This is a genomic window from Bordetella flabilis (genome assembly GCF_001676725.1).
Classification (GTDB): domain Bacteria; phylum Pseudomonadota; class Gammaproteobacteria; order Burkholderiales; family Burkholderiaceae_B; genus Bordetella_C; species Bordetella_C flabilis.
Genome location: NZ_CP016172.1, coordinates 94,303 through 110,712, shown reverse-complemented (window position 1 = coordinate 110,712; position 16,410 = coordinate 94,303). Strand labels below are relative to the sequence as shown.

At 67.9% G+C, this 16,410-nt stretch carries 14 protein-coding genes; 2 read left to right on the top strand and 12 right to left on the bottom strand.

Annotated features, from left to right (window positions below):
* Positions 1-15 precede the first annotated feature (15 nt).
* From BAU07_RS00515 to BAU07_RS00470, 10 genes are all read right to left on the bottom strand, one after another.
* Positions 16-963 carry a carbohydrate ABC transporter permease gene (locus tag BAU07_RS00515; RefSeq protein WP_232338214.1) on the bottom strand — a complete coding sequence of 316 codons (948 nt, stop codon included), beginning with the start codon at positions 961-963 and terminating at the stop codon, positions 16-18.
* On the bottom strand, positions 960-1,835 hold the full coding sequence (locus BAU07_RS00510; RefSeq protein ID WP_066652600.1) for a carbohydrate ABC transporter permease: 876 nt from the start codon (positions 1,833-1,835) through the stop codon (positions 960-962). The genes BAU07_RS00515 and BAU07_RS00510 overlap by 4 nt, the downstream gene beginning before the upstream one ends.
* Positions 1,836-1,850: 15 nt before the next feature.
* Positions 1,851-3,152: an ABC transporter substrate-binding protein gene (locus tag BAU07_RS00505; RefSeq protein WP_066652598.1), complete on the bottom strand. Its 1,302-nt coding sequence runs from the start codon at positions 3,150-3,152 to the stop codon at positions 1,851-1,853.
* Between the two features lie 54 nt (positions 3,153-3,206).
* Positions 3,207-4,310, bottom strand: coding sequence for an ABC transporter ATP-binding protein (locus tag BAU07_RS00500; RefSeq protein ID WP_066652596.1), 1,104 nt, complete (start codon positions 4,308-4,310; stop codon positions 3,207-3,209).
* A 123-nt stretch (positions 4,311-4,433) separates the two neighbouring features.
* Entirely contained in the window at positions 4,434-5,255 is an 822-nt protein-coding gene (locus BAU07_RS00495; RefSeq protein ID WP_066652595.1) for a phosphodiesterase, read from the bottom strand.
* A gap of 45 nt (positions 5,256-5,300) precedes the next feature.
* The gene (locus BAU07_RS00490; RefSeq protein WP_066652594.1) at positions 5,301-6,290 is read right to left on the bottom strand and encodes an ABC transporter ATP-binding protein; all 990 of its coding nucleotides are present in this window, start codon (positions 6,288-6,290) and stop codon (positions 5,301-5,303) included.
* Complete coding sequence (locus tag BAU07_RS00485; protein ID WP_157121900.1) at positions 6,287-7,138, bottom strand: ABC transporter permease; 852 nt, start codon at positions 7,136-7,138, stop codon at positions 6,287-6,289. The genes BAU07_RS00490 and BAU07_RS00485 overlap by 4 nt, the downstream gene beginning before the upstream one ends.
* A gap of 41 nt (positions 7,139-7,179) precedes the next feature.
* Positions 7,180-7,995, bottom strand: a complete 816-nt coding sequence (locus BAU07_RS00480) for an ABC transporter permease (protein ID WP_066652593.1) — start codon at positions 7,993-7,995, stop codon at positions 7,180-7,182.
* 1 nt (position 7,996) lies between these two features.
* Entirely contained in the window at positions 7,997-9,016 is a 1,020-nt protein-coding gene (locus BAU07_RS00475; protein ID WP_066652591.1) for an ABC transporter substrate-binding protein, read from the bottom strand.
* A 10-nt stretch (positions 9,017-9,026) separates the two neighbouring features.
* Positions 9,027-10,052 carry a LacI family DNA-binding transcriptional regulator gene (locus tag BAU07_RS00470; protein ID WP_066652589.1) on the bottom strand — a complete coding sequence of 342 codons (1,026 nt, stop codon included), beginning with the start codon at positions 10,050-10,052 and terminating at the stop codon, positions 9,027-9,029.
* A gap of 307 nt (positions 10,053-10,359) precedes the next feature.
* On the opposite strand from BAU07_RS00470, the gene BAU07_RS00465 reads away from it, so the two are divergent.
* The gene (locus BAU07_RS00465) at positions 10,360-11,640 is read left to right on the top strand and encodes an amidase (RefSeq protein WP_157122457.1); all 1,281 of its coding nucleotides are present in this window, start codon (positions 10,360-10,362) and stop codon (positions 11,638-11,640) included.
* Positions 11,641-11,701: 61 nt separating this feature from the next.
* Here the strand turns inward: BAU07_RS00465 and BAU07_RS00460 are convergent, their stop codons facing one another.
* Positions 11,702-12,019: a hypothetical protein gene (locus tag BAU07_RS00460; RefSeq protein ID WP_066652584.1), complete on the bottom strand. Its 318-nt coding sequence runs from the start codon at positions 12,017-12,019 to the stop codon at positions 11,702-11,704.
* 71 nt (positions 12,020-12,090) lie between these two features.
* Complete coding sequence (locus BAU07_RS00455; protein ID WP_066652583.1) at positions 12,091-12,435, bottom strand: DUF1840 domain-containing protein; 345 nt, start codon at positions 12,433-12,435, stop codon at positions 12,091-12,093.
* A gap of 302 nt (positions 12,436-12,737) precedes the next feature.
* Between BAU07_RS00455 and BAU07_RS00450 the strand changes: the two genes are divergently transcribed.
* Positions 12,738-16,376, top strand: coding sequence for a DUF6531 domain-containing protein (locus tag BAU07_RS00450; protein ID WP_066652580.1), 3,639 nt, complete (start codon positions 12,738-12,740; stop codon positions 16,374-16,376).
* Positions 16,377-16,410 lie beyond the last annotated feature (34 nt).

Sequence of the window (16,410 nt, the reverse complement as noted above, 5' to 3'; positions counted from 1 at the left end):
CGCCCGCGCGCCGGCCTAGCGTATGCCGGCGCGCAGGAATGATTGCACGAACTGCCGCTGGAACAGCAGGAAGGCGATCAGCAACGGCGCGGCGGACAGCAAGGTCGCGGCGGTGATGACGGACCAGTCTATGCCCTGGTCCGTCGAAGAGAACACCTGCAGCCCTACCGTCAGCGGGCGCGTTTCCACGGAATTGGTGATGATCAGCGGCCACAGGAAATTGTTCCAATGGTGGCTGACCGACACCAGGCCATACGCGATATAAGTCGGCCGCGCCAGCGGCACATACACCTTCATCAATACCTGCAAGCCGCTGGCGCCTTCCACGCGCGCGGCCTCTTCGAGCTCGCGCGGAATGGTCTTGAAGGTCTGCCGCAGCAGGAATATGCCGAAGGCGGACGCGAAGTACGGCAGGCCGATGGCGAAGACGGTGTCGCGCAGTCCCAGCCAGCTCATGGTGCGGTAGTTCTCGACGATCAGTACGTCAGGCATGACCATGAGTTGCAGCAGCACCAGCATGAACAGCATGTCGCGGCCGCGGAAATTGAAGCGGGCGAAGGCATAGCCCGCCATCGTCGACAAGACGAGCTGCGCCGCCAGAACCATGGTGACCAGGGCGAAGGTGTTCAGGAAATAGCGCGGGAACGGCGCGGCCTCCCAGGCCCGCTGGAAATTCTCCAACGTAAGCGGCGCCAACAGATCGAAGCGCGTCGAGTAGGCCGGTGGATGGAAGGCCGCCCACACCGCGTAGAGCAGGGGCAATATCCACAGCACGCCCAGCAGCCACGCGCCTATCGTATCGAGCGCCGTCCCGCCGCGGCCGGGTCCGAAGACGGCGACGCTGCCGCGCCCCGCCGCAGTGGCCGGCGCCGCCGAAGGCCCCCGCACTACGCCGGCATCGGACGCGTGCTGCAAGGGCCCTGGCACGGCCGGCTGCAAGGACTCGGGCAGGGCCTGCTTCATTGGTAATGGGTCCTCTTGTCGAGCCAGCGGAACTTGAGCAGGGCGGTCAGGCCCAGCACGATCAGCAGCACCACCGTGAGCGTCGCCGCGTAGGCGGTGTCCCAAAAACTGAAGCCGACCTGGAAAATATAGAACAGCAGCAGCGTACTGGCATTGTCCGGTCCGCCGCGCGTCATGACGACGACGTGATCGACCAGGCGGAAGGCGTTGATCAATGCATTGATCAGCACAAACAGCGTCGTCGGCATGAGCAGAGGCCACAACACCCGCCGGAAATACTGCCAACGCGACGCGCCCTCCAGCAGCGCCGCCTCGCGCAACGACGGCGATACGCTTTGCAGCGCGGCCAGGTAGAAGATCATGAAAAATCCGGCCTCCTTCCATACCGACACCATCATCAGCGCGGGCAAGGCGGTCTCGCGCGAACCCAGCCAGTTGATGCCGGACAGGCCGAAACCATGCAGGAACTGCGCAATCAGGCCGTACTGCGGCGTGTAGAAGAACAGCCAGATATTGGCCACCGCCACCATGGGTAGGACCGTGGGCGTGAAATAGGCAAGCCGCAGAAAGCCGCGGCCGGCGAGCCCGCGGTTGACCCACAAGGCCATGACCAGTGCGATGGCGACGGAGGTGGGGATGGTGCCCAGCGCGAACCACAGGTTGTTCCACAAGGCCTGCCAGAACACCGGGTCGTCGCGCATGGCCTGATAGTTATCCAGGCCGACGAACACCGCCGGCCGGCGGCCCTTGGGCGTGGAAAAAAAGCTGTGCCAGAGGGTCGAGATGGCCGGATAGTGCGTGAAGGCCACGAGCAGCACCATGGCCGGCAGCAATAGCAGCCAGCCATGTACGGCCTTCGCATTCCGGTCCATGCGCACCCCGGCCCTTTATCGATACGGCCGCAGGATGCGGTCCGCTTCGCGCTGCGCATCCGACAAGGCCTGCTGCGGCTGCTTGGAGCCCGTCAGGACGGCCTGCAGCGCATCGTTGAGCAGCTTGGTGACACGCTGGTTCTCATGCGTGGAAAACTCGGCCACGCTGACATCCAGCTGGTCCCGCGCCACGGTGGCCGCCGGGACTTCCTGCGCATACTTCTTCATCCTGGCGGTTTCCCAGGCGGCTGGCGTTACGGCGACGTAACCCGTGGCGATGCTCCAGTCCGCGGCGCGCTCGGGCGATGTCGCCCACTGCGCGAACTTCAGCGCGGCCTTCTGCTGCGCCGGCGTGCCGCTCTTGAAGACATAGAAGTTGCCTCCGCCCGTCGGGCTGCCGCCACGGACTTTCTTCGGCATCATGGCCACGCCGAACGGAAAGTCGGCATTGGCGCGGATATTGGTCAGGTTGCCGGTCGTGGTCCAGACGATGGCGGCCTTCTTCTCCAGGAAGTCCTTGGGCGTGGTGCCCCAGTCGATGGTGCCGGGCGGCATCACGCCATGCTTGGCCGACAGGTCGCGCCAGAACTGCGCCGCCTCGACGACCGCCGGCTTGTCCAGCATGACCTGGTTGCCCGCGTCGTTCATCAGGATCGCGCCGTTCGGCGTCGTCAGCGCCTGGAACAGCCAGTAGGCGAAGCTGCCGCCCGACGGGATCTCCAGGCCCCATTGCGTGACGTTGCCCGACGCGTCCTTCTTCGTCAGCTTGGTCGCCGTATCGACCAGTTCCTGCCAGGTTGCGGGTGGCCGCTCCGGATCGAGGCCGGCCGCCTTGAACAGGTTCTTGTTGTAGTACATGACGATGGTCGAGCGCTGGAACGGCACGCCCCATACATGGCCGCCGGTGCGGCTGTTCTGCATGAAGGCGTCGTAGAAACCGCCCAGCCAGGCCTTGCCGGCGTCGCCGGCCAGGGTGTCGATGGGAACGATGGCGTCCTCGTCGATCAGCGTATACATGTCGGTGGACAGCAATACGGCAAGCTGGGGCGGCTTGCTGCCGCCCTTGATCGTCGTCAGCACCTTGGCGATGGAGTCCTGGTAGGAACCGGCATACACGGGCTTGATGTTGATGTCCGGGTTTTCCTTGTGAAAGTCCGCCACCATGGTGTCGATGATCTTGGTGATGGGGCCACCCACCGCCACGGGATAGTAGAACTCGACATCCACCGGCTGCGCCTGCGCGCGGGCCAGCATGGGCAGGGACAACAGCGCGCCGGCCAGGGCGGCGGCAAGGCTTTTCAATACGGTGCGTCGCATAGTGGTTACCTGGGTCAGAGAGGGAAGGGAAAGAACATGGGTGTCCGGGCCCGCTCACGCAACCGGCAAGGCCTTGCCGTGCGCGTCGAAAAAATGCTGGTTTTCGGGTGACCAGCACAGTTGGACGCGGCTGCCCGGCGCCACGCTGGCATGACCGGGCAGGCGCACGGCGATGCCCGCACTGGCGCCTACCGCGCACGTGACGATCGAGTCCGCGCCGAAGTACTCCACGTTTTGCACCACCGCCGCGTGGCCCGGGCTCGCGGCGCCGTCGGGGCCGCGGCTCGTGTGCGGGTCGGCCTCCGCGCCGGACCCCACCACGCGTATGTGTTCGGGCCTCACGCCGATGCGCGCGGCCTGCGCCGGCGCGCCCGGGATGGCCGGTTCGCCGGTGCCCGCCAGCAGGCGCGCGCCCCCTACCGTATCCAGCGTCATCAGGTTCATCGGCGGCGTGCCGATGAAGCGCGCGGCGAACTCGGTAGCGGGACGGGCATACAGCCCATCGGGCGTGTCGCATTGCTCCACGGCGCCGCCGCGCAGCAGCACGACCTGGTCGGCCATGCTCATCGCCTCGGTCTGGTCGTGCGTGACGTACACCATGGTGATGCCCAGCTTGGCCTGTAATGCCCGGATCTCGCGGCGCATGTCGTGGCGCAACTGGGCGTCCAGGTTCGACAGCGGCTCATCCATCAGGCACACCGGCGCTTCGGAAATCACCGCGCGGCCCAGGGCGACGCGCTGCTGCTGGCCGCCCGACAACTGTGACGGCTTACGGTCCAGCAAGGCCTCCAGGCCAAGCAATTCCGCCACGCGCGCCAGCCGCTGCGCGTACTGGCTGCGCGGCTCCTTGCGCACCTTCAAGCCGAAAAGGATGTTCTCGCGCACGCTCAGGTGGGGGAACAGGGCATAGGACTGGAACACCATGGCGATGCGCCGCTGCGCAGGCGGCAAGTGGGTCACGTCGCGCCCACCGATGAGGATGCGGCCGGAGGTCGGTGTGTCCAGACCCGCGATCATGCGCAGCGTCGTCGATTTCCCGCAACCGGAGGGGCCCAACAGGACCGTGAAACTGCCTTCGGGTACCGTGACGTCGACCTCGCGGATGGCGGCGGCCTCAGCGTACCGCTTCGTCAACTGTTCCAGAACGATCGCTGCCATGTCCCCTCGATCTTCTATGCGGTCGCGTCTATTGTGACGGCAAATGAAATCCTTTTCATTTTGCAGTGCGAACATGACCGTACGATGGCATCCGTACGCCGGCTCGTCCCCCCGGGACGGGGCTCACACGTCGATCAGCGCACCGCCATCATGGAAAGGATAGGGACCCGCGTAGGGACCGATATAGGCCAGATGGCTGACCAGGCCTCCATCGCGCCAATCGTGCAGCAGGAAGGCCGGGGGCTCCATCACGAAGGCCGAAGGCGCATCGGCGCGCAAATCCAGGGCCACCTGGTGCGCCGGGCTGGGGCAGGTGGCCGCGATGGTGCCGGCGAAGCGGCGCTGGATGCTGCGGTGCAAATGGCCGCACAGGACCCGCTCCACGTTGCCGTGCGCGCCGACGATGCGCGCCAGCGCCTCGGCGCCTTGCAGCAGGCCGATGCGGTCCATGTGGCCGATGCCGGTATTGAAGGGCGGATGGTGCATCACGATCACGGTCGGCCGCTCCGGTGTCTCCGCCAGGCGGTCCGCCAGCCAGCCCAGCCGACGCTCGCACAGCGCGCCATGGCTCTGTCCCGGCACTACGGTGTCGAGCACCACGATGCGCACCGGATAGTCCTCGACGACATACTGGACATAGCCATCGGCGCCCTTCAGGTATGCGTGATCGGGGAAGACCTGCGCCAAAGCGTCGCGATCATCATGGTTGCCCGGCAGCAGCAGGTAGGGCATTTCCAGCCGGTCCAGCATGTGCTTCAAATGGGCGTATTCCGCCGGTCGGCCGAAGTCGGTCAGGTCGCCGGAAATGATGACCACATCGGGGCGCGGGTTCTGTGCGTTGACGGCGGCCACGGCCGGCGGCAGGAAGGCGTCGGTGGCGACCACGCGGTAGGCCTTCTGGCCGGGCAGGCGGATGTGCGGATCACTGAGCTGGGCGATGAGCATGGGGGCGGGGCGGCGAGAGGATGGGAATGGGCGGGAGGCGATGCGTCACGCCAGCGGGCGAAGCAGGCGTATGCTGACCTGCTCTCCCACGGCATGCGCGCAATCCGGCGGTGCGAATACCGGAAAGCTCTGTCCGTCCGGCAAGCGGACCTCGAAGCGGACCGTGCTGCCCAGGAAGAAGCGGGCGGTGATGCTGGCTGGCGCGGCGGATTCGTGAGGCGGCAGCAACTGCGTTTCGTGCGGGCGGAAGGCGATATCGGCCGCGCCCGGCACCAGCAGGCCGTCCGCCAGGCCGGCGCGCACGCGGCACAGGGTACCCAGGAAGGTGCCGACAAAAGCCGTGGCCGGCGCCCGATACAAGGTTTCGGCCGTTCCGCACTGTTCCAGCCGGCCGGCGGACATGACGGCGATGCTGTCGCCCAGCATCATGGCTTCTTCCTGGTCGTGCGTCACCAGTACCGTGGTGATCGCCAGCGAACGCAGCAATTGCGCCAGCTCCACGCGCAGTTGTTCGCGCAGCTTGGCGTCGAGCGCGGTCAGGGGCTCGTCCAGCAGCAGCACGCGCGGCCGTATGGCGAGGGCACGCGCCAGCGCCACCCGCTGCCGCTGGCCGCCCGATAGCTGGTCGACGCGCCGGTCGGCATGGGCTTGCATGCGGACGAGATCCAGCATCTCGGCCACACGCCGCTCGCGCTCGGCTCGGGCCATGCCGCGCACGCGCAAGCCATAGCCGACATTGCCAGCAACCGTCATGTTGGAGAACAGCGCGTAGTTCTGGAACACCATGCCGACACCGCGCGCCTGCGGCGGCAAAGCCGTCACGTCGTCGGCGTCGAAGCGGATCCGGCCGCCCGCATCGGGCGCTTCCAGTCCGCACAGCATGCGCAGCAAAGTGGTCTTGCCGCAGCCGGACGGGCCCAGCAAGGCCAGCGTCTCGCCGCCCTCGATACGCAGGTCCAGTGGATGCAGCGCCTTCGTGCCGTCGAGCCAGGTCTTGGCGCACTGCTGCAGGGAAATCGTGACAGGCGAACTCATTGCGCCTCCTTCGATCCGAATGTCGATACCGCCGCCGCGACAGGCATGCGACCGCGCTTGCCCGGCGCGGCGGCGTGCGCGGCGATCCACTGCAGGCCCAGCAGCAAAGGCATGATCATCAGCAGGAATATCAGGGTGTAGGCCGAGCCGACCTCGAGCCGCATCGAGGCATAACTGTCAGCCAGGCCGACGGGCAGCGTCTTGGTCAAGGGCGTATGCAGCAGCCAGGTGAGATTGAACTCGCCGATGGAAAGCGTGAGCACGGTGAGCGAGCCCGTCAGGATGCCCGGCACGGCGTTCGGCACGACGATGTGGAAGAAGCGCTGCGCCCGCGTCGCGCCCAGCGTGGCGGCCGCTTCGTCCAGGGTGGTCAGTTCCGCCATGACCATGCTGGTGCGCGCGGCACGCAACAGGAACGGCAAGGTAAAGAGTACGTGGCCGATGATGATGAACACGACGCTGCCGCGCAGCGCGCCGGCGCTTCCCCACGAAACGATCAGGGCCAGCGCGGTCGCCAGGCCGGGAACGGCCACGGGCAGCGTCAGCAAGGCTTCGAAGCCGCGCGCCCAGCGGCCCCGGTGTACGGTCAGCGCCCAGGCCGCGGGCACGCCCGCCGCCAGGCAGACCGCCAGCGTGCACAGGGCTACGGCCAGCGATCGCCATACCGTGTCGGCGTACATGTCCCACACCTGCGCCACCCAGCGCAGCGTCAGTCCGCTGGACACGCCGACGAAGCCGTTGCGCGTCAAGCCGGCAAGCACGGACAGCACGACGGGTCCGATCAGAAACGCGGCGACGACCAGCGTGGTTGCCAGGCCGATGCGCGACTCCAGCGGGGATGGCTTCATGCCGTGCGTGCTCATACCGTGCAGCCTCGTGCCATGGACCGTCACGCCGCTGCACCGGCGCGTTCGCCGTACAGGCTCTGCGCCAGGTAAAGGATGGCCCACGTGATGACGCCCAGCACGATGGAGAGCGCCGCCGCGACGGGGATGTTCGCGTAGTTCGTGAATTCGTTGTAGATGGTCACCGGCAGCACATCGATCTGCGTGCCCAGCGTGAACACCGTGCCGAAGGCCCCCATGCTGGTGGCGAAGCACATCGCGCCCGCTGCGCCCAGGGCCGGCCGCAACGCGGGCAGTTCGATATCGGCGAAGCGCCGCCAACCGCTGGCGCCCAGCGTGGCGGCGGCTTCCAGCATCGCGCGATCGAGCTGCGTGGCCGCCGCGGACAGCATGTCGATGGTGCGCGGCAGGGAAAAATACAGGTAGCCCAGGAACAGGCCGCCCATGCCATAGGCGAACACCAGCGGTTCGCCGGTCAACCAGCGCGAGACCGTGCTGGCGACCCCCTGGCGGCCAGCTAGCAGGATGATCAGGAATCCGACGACCACGCCGGGAAAGGCCAGCGGGAACATCAGCAGGCCGACCAGCAGCCCGCGCCCCGGGAAGCGCGCATGAGCGGCCAGGAAGCGGCCCACCGGCAAGGCCACCACCAAGGTCGCCAGCGTGGCCGCCAGCGACAGCGCGGCCGTATTGAAGAGGCTGCGCCAGTACTGGGCATGCGTGACGACTGTCCAGTACGCGCTGGCGCCGTCGCGGACCGCGAACCCGGTGGCGGCCAGGCGCACCATCGGCAAAAGCCAGAAGGCCACGAACAGCGCCGCGGCGGGCGCGGCGAACATCATCCAACCGCGGCGCTGCATATCAGTTCACTTCCTTGGCGTAGCGCGCGGAGAACGCGCGCTGTACCGCCGCCATCTGCGCGTAGTCGACGGTGCCGGCCCGGGCGTAGTCGGCGGCGGGCAGGAATTTCTTCTGCGCTTCCGGCGACACGGCGCTGGCGCGCACGGGACGCAGGTAGGCATTGGCCCAGATCGCCTGCCCCTCGTCGGACAGCGTGAAATCGAGCACCTTGCGCCCGTTGCCGGCATGCGGTGCATCGGCCACCAGGCTCATCACGTAGGGCACCGCGATCGTGCCTTCCCTGGGGATGACGAACTGCACGTTCGCGCCATCCTTGTAGCGGGCGCGGTAGGCATTGAAGTCATAGTCCACCAGGATGGGGATCTCGCCCGAAAGAACGCGCGCATAAGCAGTCTGCTTGGGAACGATGGGATCGTTGGCGCGCATTTTCCGGAACCACGCCACGGCAGGACCGAAGTCGTCCAGCGTACCGCCCATGGCCTGGTTGACCGCGACCGCGCCGACGTAGCCCACGAAGGCCGACGCCGGATCGAGATAGCCCACCATGCCGCGGTACTCCGGCTTCAGCAAGTCGCTCCAGGACTGCGGTACCGGCTTGCCCTGCAAGGCATCCACATTGACCATGAATCCCAGCGTGCCGGAATGAATGGCGAACCACTTGCCGTCCGGGTCTTTCATGCCGGCGGGGATGTCATCCCAATGCGCCGGCTTGTAGCCTTGCACCAGCTTGTCATTGACGGCCTGGATGCCGAAAGTGACGCCGTAGTACACGACATCGGCGACCGGGTTGGCCCGCTCGGCCGCCAGCGATGCCAGCGCCTGGCCCGAATTCTTGTTGTCGCCCGGCACCTGGATGCCGGTCTTGTCCTTGATGGCCTTGAGCTGGGTGCCCCAATCGGCCCATTCCGGCGGGCAGTTGTAGCAGACCGCAGTCTGCGCCTGGGCCTGTGCCGCGGCGGCGCCCACCAGGCCCAGGGCCAGGACGGCGCCGCGCAGCGCCTTGTTCAGGAAAAACGGCATATCGGCTTCCTTATACGGATGTACGGGGGAAAGGGGCCGCGACGGTGCGGCCGGAAATCAGGCGGTGCGGCAGGCGCAGCGACTCGGCCGGTTCGCCGGCCAGGCGGGCCAGCAGACTGGCGCAGGCGCGTGCGCCGATATCGCGGCTGGGCTGCTCGACCGTGGTCAGGGGCGGCGTCATCAGCGCGGCGAAATGCATGCCGTCGAAGCCGCATACCGACACGTGGTCCGGGACGCGCAGTCCCAGGTCGTGCAAGGACGAGATGGCGGACGCGGCCAGCAGATCGTTGGAACAGAACAGCGCCGTCGGCGCGGCGGATCCACGCAGGGCGGCATGCAGCACGTCGGCATCGACCGCCGTATGGGACTGCATAGCGAGGTGCATGGGAAGGTACAGTCCGATCTCGCGGGCGGCGACGCGCGCGCCCTGCAAGCGGCGTCGCGCACGGTCCGAGCCGGCCAGCGGACCGGTGACCAGCGCGATGCGCGCATGCCCTTCGCTCGCCAGCCATTGCATCATGTCGCGCGCGGCGGCGATGTTGTCCACGGACACGTAGGGATGAGAAGGCGACTCGTTGTAGACCAGCACGTACGGACGTCCATCGTGCGCCAGGTCGCGTAGCGTCGCGCTGCGGGCGGCATTGGCCACCGTGAGCAGCAACCCCTCCACCTGATGGTCGATCAGGCTGCGCACCGCGGCGGCCTCGCGCGCCAGCTCATAGCCCGTGGTCGTGACCATGATGCTGTAGCCGTTGGCATGCGCCCACGCTTCCGCACCCTCGAAGCATTCGGCGAAAACAGGATTGCACAACGTGGGCAGGGCCATGCCTATCGTGCGCGTACTGCCCGAGCGCAGGCTGCTGCCGACGCGGTTGGGACGGAAGCCATGCTTGTGCGCCACGGCCTCGATACGCTGCAAGGTATCGGCACGCAACAACGACGGCCGGTTGAACGCGCGCGATACCGTGGCCGGTGACACACCGGCGTCACGCGCGATGTCCACAATCGAAAGCCGATGCAGGGATTTGATAGCCACGGGCGCGGGTCCCTGGGTTGAAAACGATTTCAATATAGGACGCGTGCATGACAGCCTTATTGCAGCAGCGTGGCGGCGGCAGCCGCCGCGGGACATTCAGCTCGATGCCAGGATTCCGGATCGCCGCGCCGCCTCGCATAACGCGCCACCCGCTTATCTTTCGGGGAATACACGTATTGGCCCCGGCCATGGGACTGGCACAATGGTTGCTGGGAAGAAAAGGTGCCATGCCGGACCGCAGCCGCGCGGATATTGCGACGCCGCGCCTTCATGCGACGGCGGCATGTGCAGGGAAGCTTTGATGGCTATGGTTTTGAATCGCCTGACGGCGCTTGATGCCGTCCGCATGCTGCAACGCCGCGAGTTGTCGGCTGTACAGCTGATGCGCGCTTGCTTCGCGCGTATCGAACAACGTGAAGACAGTGTGCATGCCTGGGTCAGCATGAACAGGGACGCGGCGCTGGCGCATGCACAGACGCTCGACAACGGCGCCATCACGGGACCGCTGCATGGCCTGCCTTTCGGGGTCAAGGATATCTTCGATACAGCGGATCTGCCGACGAGCTACGGCTCGCCCATCTACAAGGACCACCGACCCGCGGCCGATGCCGACGCGGTGGCGCGCTGCCGGGCAGCCGGCGCGCTCGTGGCCGGCAAAACGGTGACCACGGAGTTCGCCACGTTCAAGCCGCCCTTGACGCGCAACCCGCACAACACCGCGTACACGCCGGGTGGATCATCCAGCGGTTCAGCCGCCGCGGTGGCCGACTTCATGGTGCCATTTGCGCTGGGTACGCAGACCGCCGCGTCCATCGTGCGTCCCGCCGCGTACTGCGGCGTCGTAGGTTTCAAGCCCAGCTTCGGCACGGTCGCGCGTACGGGCGTCAAGTCCCTCGCGCCGTCGCTGGACACGGTGGGTTGCTTCACCCGCACGGTGGAGGACGCGGGGCTGGTGGCTTCGGTCCTCATGGATCAACCGGCACTGCGCCGGCTCGACTACGAAGGTCCGCCACGGGTGGGGGTCTATCGCACGCCGCAATGGCGCCACACCTTGCCCGAAACACGCGAGGCCATGGCCTATGCCACCGAAGCACTGGCCCGCGCCGGCGCCGTGGTGCAGGAACTGGATCTGCCGCCGCAGTATTGCGCCCTGGTGCAATTGCAGTCCGACATCATGGCGTACGAGGCCACGCAATCGTTGGCCGCCGAACGCCAGCAGGACGCCGGGCAGATCAGCCCGGGCCTCCTGGCCTTGCTGGAAGGCGGCGATACCATCGACGCACAGACCCACCAGGCCAATCTGCAGCGCGCCGCCGAAATGTACCCGCGCGTCAGCGGTTGGTTCGAACGCTTCGATGTCCTGCTGACGCCCAGCGCACCGGGCGAAGCGCCTTTCGCGGACCTGGGCACTGGAGACCCGCTGTTCGGCCGCGTGTGGACGCTGTTCGGACTGCCCTGCATCCACCTTCCTTTCGCCACCGGCCCGCACGGGCTGCCCGTCGGCCTGCAAGCGGTGGGCTCCAAGGGGGACGACCACCGCCTGCTCTGCATCGCGAAATGGCTGCACGACCGCTTGCGGCAGGCGTAAGCCCGTGCGCGCCGGCCGGCGGCATTGCGCTGCCGCCGGGGCGGCGGCGTGGGCCGGCCCGCTAATAACCGACTGTCAATGTGGGCAGGTCGACTGTGATCCGCGGCCGGCCCAGCGCCAGGGCGGCGTGGTGCGCGAATTCCTGCGCACGCGTGGAATCGGCGGCCAACAACTCGTAGCCCAGCGCGTCCGCAACACCCAGGATCTTGTCCAGCAGCAGCACTTTGCCACTGGGACGCAAGGGTTCGCAGCCCAGCGCGGTCCAGGTCATATCGAACCAGTCGCGCGCCTTCGCGCTGCCCTCCGGGGTCGGCTCGACCTGGGTCACCAGATGCACCGCCCGGCGGGCGTCATAAACGATGGAGACGTCCGCGCGCATGGAATGTCCTTATGCCGAGGCCTGCATGCGTACGCGTGCAAGCCGGTTTCCGGTATCGACCGGGCTTGGTTCTACCAGGGGGAAGCCGCTTCCCAAGTGAGGTTCACGCCTTTGGCCTGGGCCCTCTTCATCAGGTCCAGCAAGGGATACGCGCGCTGCTGCAACCCCACGGGACGCGATACAGGATGCACCGGCGGCTGGTCCGGATCGTCCTCGCGGTCTTCCGGATGCGCAGGCGCCTTGGCAACCGCCTTTTCGATGCCGTCGATGGCCTGCTGCAGCTGTTCCGGGGTGAACACGCCCCGTTCGGGGAACTTGTCCGGAAACGACTTGCCCGCGGCCCGCAACAAGGGCGCGGCATGATCGGAGAGCATGAGCACTTCCGAGCCGGCTTTGGAACGAAACGTGATAAGCATGGCGGGGTCCCCGGGTCTTTCTCGATGGATGGATTCATACACTACCCCAACGCGCTACGCCTGCCAACCGCACGCTATGACCAGGGCGGCGGCAAGCATGGCGCATGGTGTGCCGGTTGCTCGCGCCCGGGGAGCAAGCGTGCATGCAGGCAGGAACGAAACGGATTCAGGCGCGTGCCGGCCGAATAGCGCTGGCGTGCGCCGGCGCCCTGGCCCTGGCCTTGTCGGCACGGGCAGGTGGCGATGCCGGCGAAGGGACATGCGGCGCATCCCGTCTGGGACAACCGTGCCCGGCGTCGGAAATGGCCGGCCAGGGCCCACCCGCGCCTACGCTGAACCTGGGCGTCGGCAACCCCATCCACCTGGTCACCGGGAACAAATACCAGCGCGAGATCGACCTGCCAGGTCCGGCGCCACGCGCGGGCCTGGAAATCGTGCGCCACTACAACGCGCTCGATGCGCGGCCCAGCAGCCTGGGCCGCGGCTGGACGCTTTCCTACGAAACCCGCTTGCACGCGCATGCCGCCCCCGGCCGGGTACAGGTCGCGCAAGCCGACGGCAGCCGGATGGACTTTCGCTGCGACGCGCCGCACCCCGACGAAGCCGTGTGCCGACCGATCCCACCCGCGCGCGGCACACTCGAACGCGACGTGGATTCGTGGCGGTGGCGGTGGCCGGACGGGCGCAGGCTGCACTTCAACGCGGCGGGCCGCCTGACACGGATCGCCGACAGCCACGGTGGCGACGTCCGCATCACGCGCGAGACGACGCTCGGACCGACGCACGGAGAAATCCTCGCGGCGATTGACGAACGCGGGAACGCGCTGCGCTTCACGTACGAAACCACGGCCGCAGGCACGCGCCTGTCCCGCATCGATGCGCCGTCGGGCGCGCACGTGTACAGCCATGACATGCCGCAAGCCCGCGGCGCGCCGGCCCCAGCCTACCCGCGGCTGATCGCCGCGGCGCATCCCGCTGGCTGGCAGCGGCACTATTTCTACGAAACGGCCCTGCAAGGAGGCGACCCCTACCGCTTGACGGGTATAGCATGGCGCCGCGCCGGCAGCGATGCCCAGTCCGTACGCACGCATAGCTGGGCATACGATGAAGCGGGTCGCGCCATCCTGTCGGTGCATGGCGCGCCGGATGCGACGCGCGACCGCGTGCAGTTGAGCTACGTGGCCACGCCATTGCCTGACGGCACGCGCGGCCTGACCCGCGTGCGCGGCAGCACCGGCGTAACGGACTTTCACACCGCGGTGCGGGCCGGCCGCCCCGTGTTGCTGCAGGTTCGGGGCAGCGGCTGCCCGGGCTGCGCCGCGCCGGGGCTGGACGCGGCCTACGACGGCCACGGCAACTTGCTGCAACTGAATCGATTGCGCCTGGAACGCGACCAGGCCGGCAAGCTCACGCGCCTGCATGACGCGGAATCGGGATGGCCGGGGCTTTCGCTGTCCTTCGACGCGGGAGGCGCCTTGCGATCCTGGCATACGCACGCCACGGGCCCGGAGACCCGCCGGCGCGATGCCGCGGGACGCATCATCGAACGCCGTTATGCCAATGGGGATGTCTGGCAGTATGCACGCGATGGCGCGGGTCGCCTGGTGGAAGTCATTGCACGGGCCGATGGCGCTGCCCTGCGCACGACGATCGCCTGGCGCGGTGGACGGCCGGTGCGCGTGGACCACCCACACGAACACGAGACGCGGCGCTACGACCGGCGTGGCCGCCTCGCCTCGCGCACGGTGTACCGCGCCGCACTGCGAAAACACGGCGCCGGGTACGGCTACAGCGAACGTTATGCCTGGGACGCGCGGGGCCGCCTGGTGCGGCACGACCTGCCCGAAGGCGGGCGCCTGCTCTACGCCTACGATGACGCCGGACGCGTCGCCCGCATTGCCTGGGACGATGGCACGGGGACGAGCGAGTACGAACTGTTGCGCGCGGCGCCAGGCGCTGGCTACCTGCATGCCAACGGACTGCACGCACGCGGCCTGCTTCGGCACGACGGCCTGTATGCGCTGATCGTCGACGACCCGGCCCAACCCGCACGCCCCCCCATCTTCGCGCAACGCCTGGGCTATGACGGCGACGGACGCATCGCGCACGACATCGCGCGCAACGGCGACTGGCACATCGGCAGCGCATACGCCTATGACGACGAAACCCGCCTCGCGGGCGCCGCTATCGCGTTCAGGAACCACGCCGGAGCAACCACGCGGGGATGGCGGTATGCGTGGCGCGACGCCGGGGACGTGCGGGCCATCGAACATCACGGCGTCATTCGCTCGCATCGTGCTCAGCGCGATGCGAGCGGGTTGCCGCGCCAGTACGGCAGCCTGCGCCTGCACTATGGCCCGGACCGCCGCCTGAGCAAGGTCGTGCGGGGAGCGAGCGAGCTGGTCCGCTATGCGCATAACGCATACGGTGAACGCATACGCCGGCACAGCGGCGGACGTGGCGAACACTATCTGTATACCGGCAATCGACTGTCGGCGCGCGCGCTGGATCTGCCCGACGGCGGAGTCGGCGTCGTGCAACGTTATGTCTACGCCGGCTGGGTCCCGGTCGCCATGATCGCGTATCCGCGGCCGCGCCTGCTTGCGCAGCGCGCCACACGTCCGCCCGTGCCGGTCTTCTATGCCATCCACGCGGATGCCGCCGGCCTGCCCCATGCCTTAACGGACGCCCAGCGGCGCATACGCTGGCGCGCGGCATGGTCGCCCACCGGGGCGCCGCTCGCGGTGGAAGGTGACCTGGATATGCCGCTGCGCCAACCGGGGCACATCGCGGATGCCGCGACCGGATGGCACGACAACTACCTGCGCACCTACGATCCGCGGGCCGGCCATTACCTGGAACCCGATCCCGCCGGCCCCATGCCGGACAGCCAGGCCTATGGCTATGCCCGGCAGCAGCCGCGTCGCCACATCGATCCCTTCGGCCTGCTGCTGTTCGCATTCGACGGCACCAGCCGCGACCTCACCGGCCGTACCAATGTGGGCCTGATGAGCGGTTGGTACGCCGACGGCACGGCTTATTACCATCGCGGCCCGGGCTTCGCGGCACCGCGCTTCTACGATGCCGCCACCGCCGGGTCCGCGCCCGCCATCCTCGGTACGCAATGGCAGGCCCTGCTGCGGGAGGTGGCCGCCGCCTCGGGACACGGACGGGCGCTGCCCATCGACCTGCTGGGCTACTCGCGCGGGGCCGCGCTGGCCATGCATTTCGGCAACATGATCGCCGGGCGCTACCGGGCGGGCCGCTTCTGGCACCGCGATCCCGCGCTCGGCACCGTCACGGCCTGCGCGGACCTGCGATTCATGGGACTGTTCGACGCCGTCGCGCAATTCGGCGTACTGGGCGCCGACAACGCGCACTACGACCTGGCGGTGTCTGCGGAATGGCACTGGGTCGCGCACGCGGTGGCCCTGCACGAACATCGCGGCCTGTTCCCGCTCAGCGCCACGCCTGACGGCGCGCCCAATGTCGCCACCGCGCCCTTCATCGGCGCGCACGGCGATATCGGCGGGGGCTACCTGGCCGAACCGGCCAACGTCGACACGGCCAGGCCGGGCGGCGACCTTTCCGACGTCGCGCTGGCCTGGATGCTCGACCAGGCGCGGCGCGCGGGCGTGCCTTTCCGCCAGGCCCCCGAGCCATTCCAACGCGTCGACAACGCCATCGTGCATGACGAACGGGGCAGCCGCGGTCGTCGCCGCGGCAGCGACCGCCCGGTGCTCGACGGCGCCGGCGCCACGAGGTTGCGCAGGCAAGGGCAGCATCCCGATTACGGCGATCGGGCGCGCGCCGAAGTGGAAGCCTTCATCCGCCGTGTGGAAAACTGGACCGAGGCCGCCGGCCCGGCCGTCGCGACGGTGGACATGGCGGGCTATCGCGGCTGGCTGCGGCGGACGCTGGACCTGGATCTGCCCAACTGAAGCGCCCAGGCAGCGCCGCCCGGAGCGGTGCCCC

Coding starts and splice junctions, on each gene's coding strand:
- BAU07_RS00505 (WP_066652598.1), bottom strand. CDS start 3,152: ATGCGACGCACCGTATTGAAAAGCCTTGCCGCCGCCCTGGCCGGCGCG.
- BAU07_RS00510 (WP_066652600.1), bottom strand. CDS start 1,835: ATGGACCGGAATGCGAAGGCCGTACATGGCTGGCTGCTATTGCTGCCG.
- BAU07_RS00450 (WP_066652580.1), top strand. CDS start 12,738: ATGGCCGGCCAGGGCCCACCCGCGCCTACGCTGAACCTGGGCGTCGGC.
- BAU07_RS00500 (WP_066652596.1), bottom strand. CDS start 4,310: ATGGCAGCGATCGTTCTGGAACAGTTGACGAAGCGGTACGCTGAGGCC.
- BAU07_RS00460 (WP_066652584.1), bottom strand. CDS start 12,019: ATGCGCGCGGACGTCTCCATCGTTTATGACGCCCGCCGGGCGGTGCAT.
- BAU07_RS00490 (WP_066652594.1), bottom strand. CDS start 6,290: ATGAGTTCGCCTGTCACGATTTCCCTGCAGCAGTGCGCCAAGACCTGG.
- BAU07_RS00455 (WP_066652583.1), bottom strand. CDS start 12,435: ATGCTTATCACGTTTCGTTCCAAAGCCGGCTCGGAAGTGCTCATGCTC.
- BAU07_RS00515 (WP_232338214.1), bottom strand. CDS start 963: ATGAAGCAGGCCCTGCCCGAGTCCTTGCAGCCGGCCGTGCCAGGGCCC.
- BAU07_RS00475 (WP_066652591.1), bottom strand. CDS start 9,016: ATGCCGTTTTTCCTGAACAAGGCGCTGCGCGGCGCCGTCCTGGCCCTG.
- BAU07_RS00480 (WP_066652593.1), bottom strand. CDS start 7,995: ATGCAGCGCCGCGGTTGGATGATGTTCGCCGCGCCCGCCGCGGCGCTG.
- BAU07_RS00495 (WP_066652595.1), bottom strand. CDS start 5,255: ATGCTCATCGCCCAGCTCAGTGATCCGCACATCCGCCTGCCCGGCCAG.
- BAU07_RS00465 (WP_157122457.1), top strand. CDS start 10,360: ATGGTTTTGAATCGCCTGACGGCGCTTGATGCCGTCCGCATGCTGCAA.
- BAU07_RS00485 (WP_157121900.1), bottom strand. CDS start 7,138: ATGAAGCCATCCCCGCTGGAGTCGCGCATCGGCCTGGCAACCACGCTG.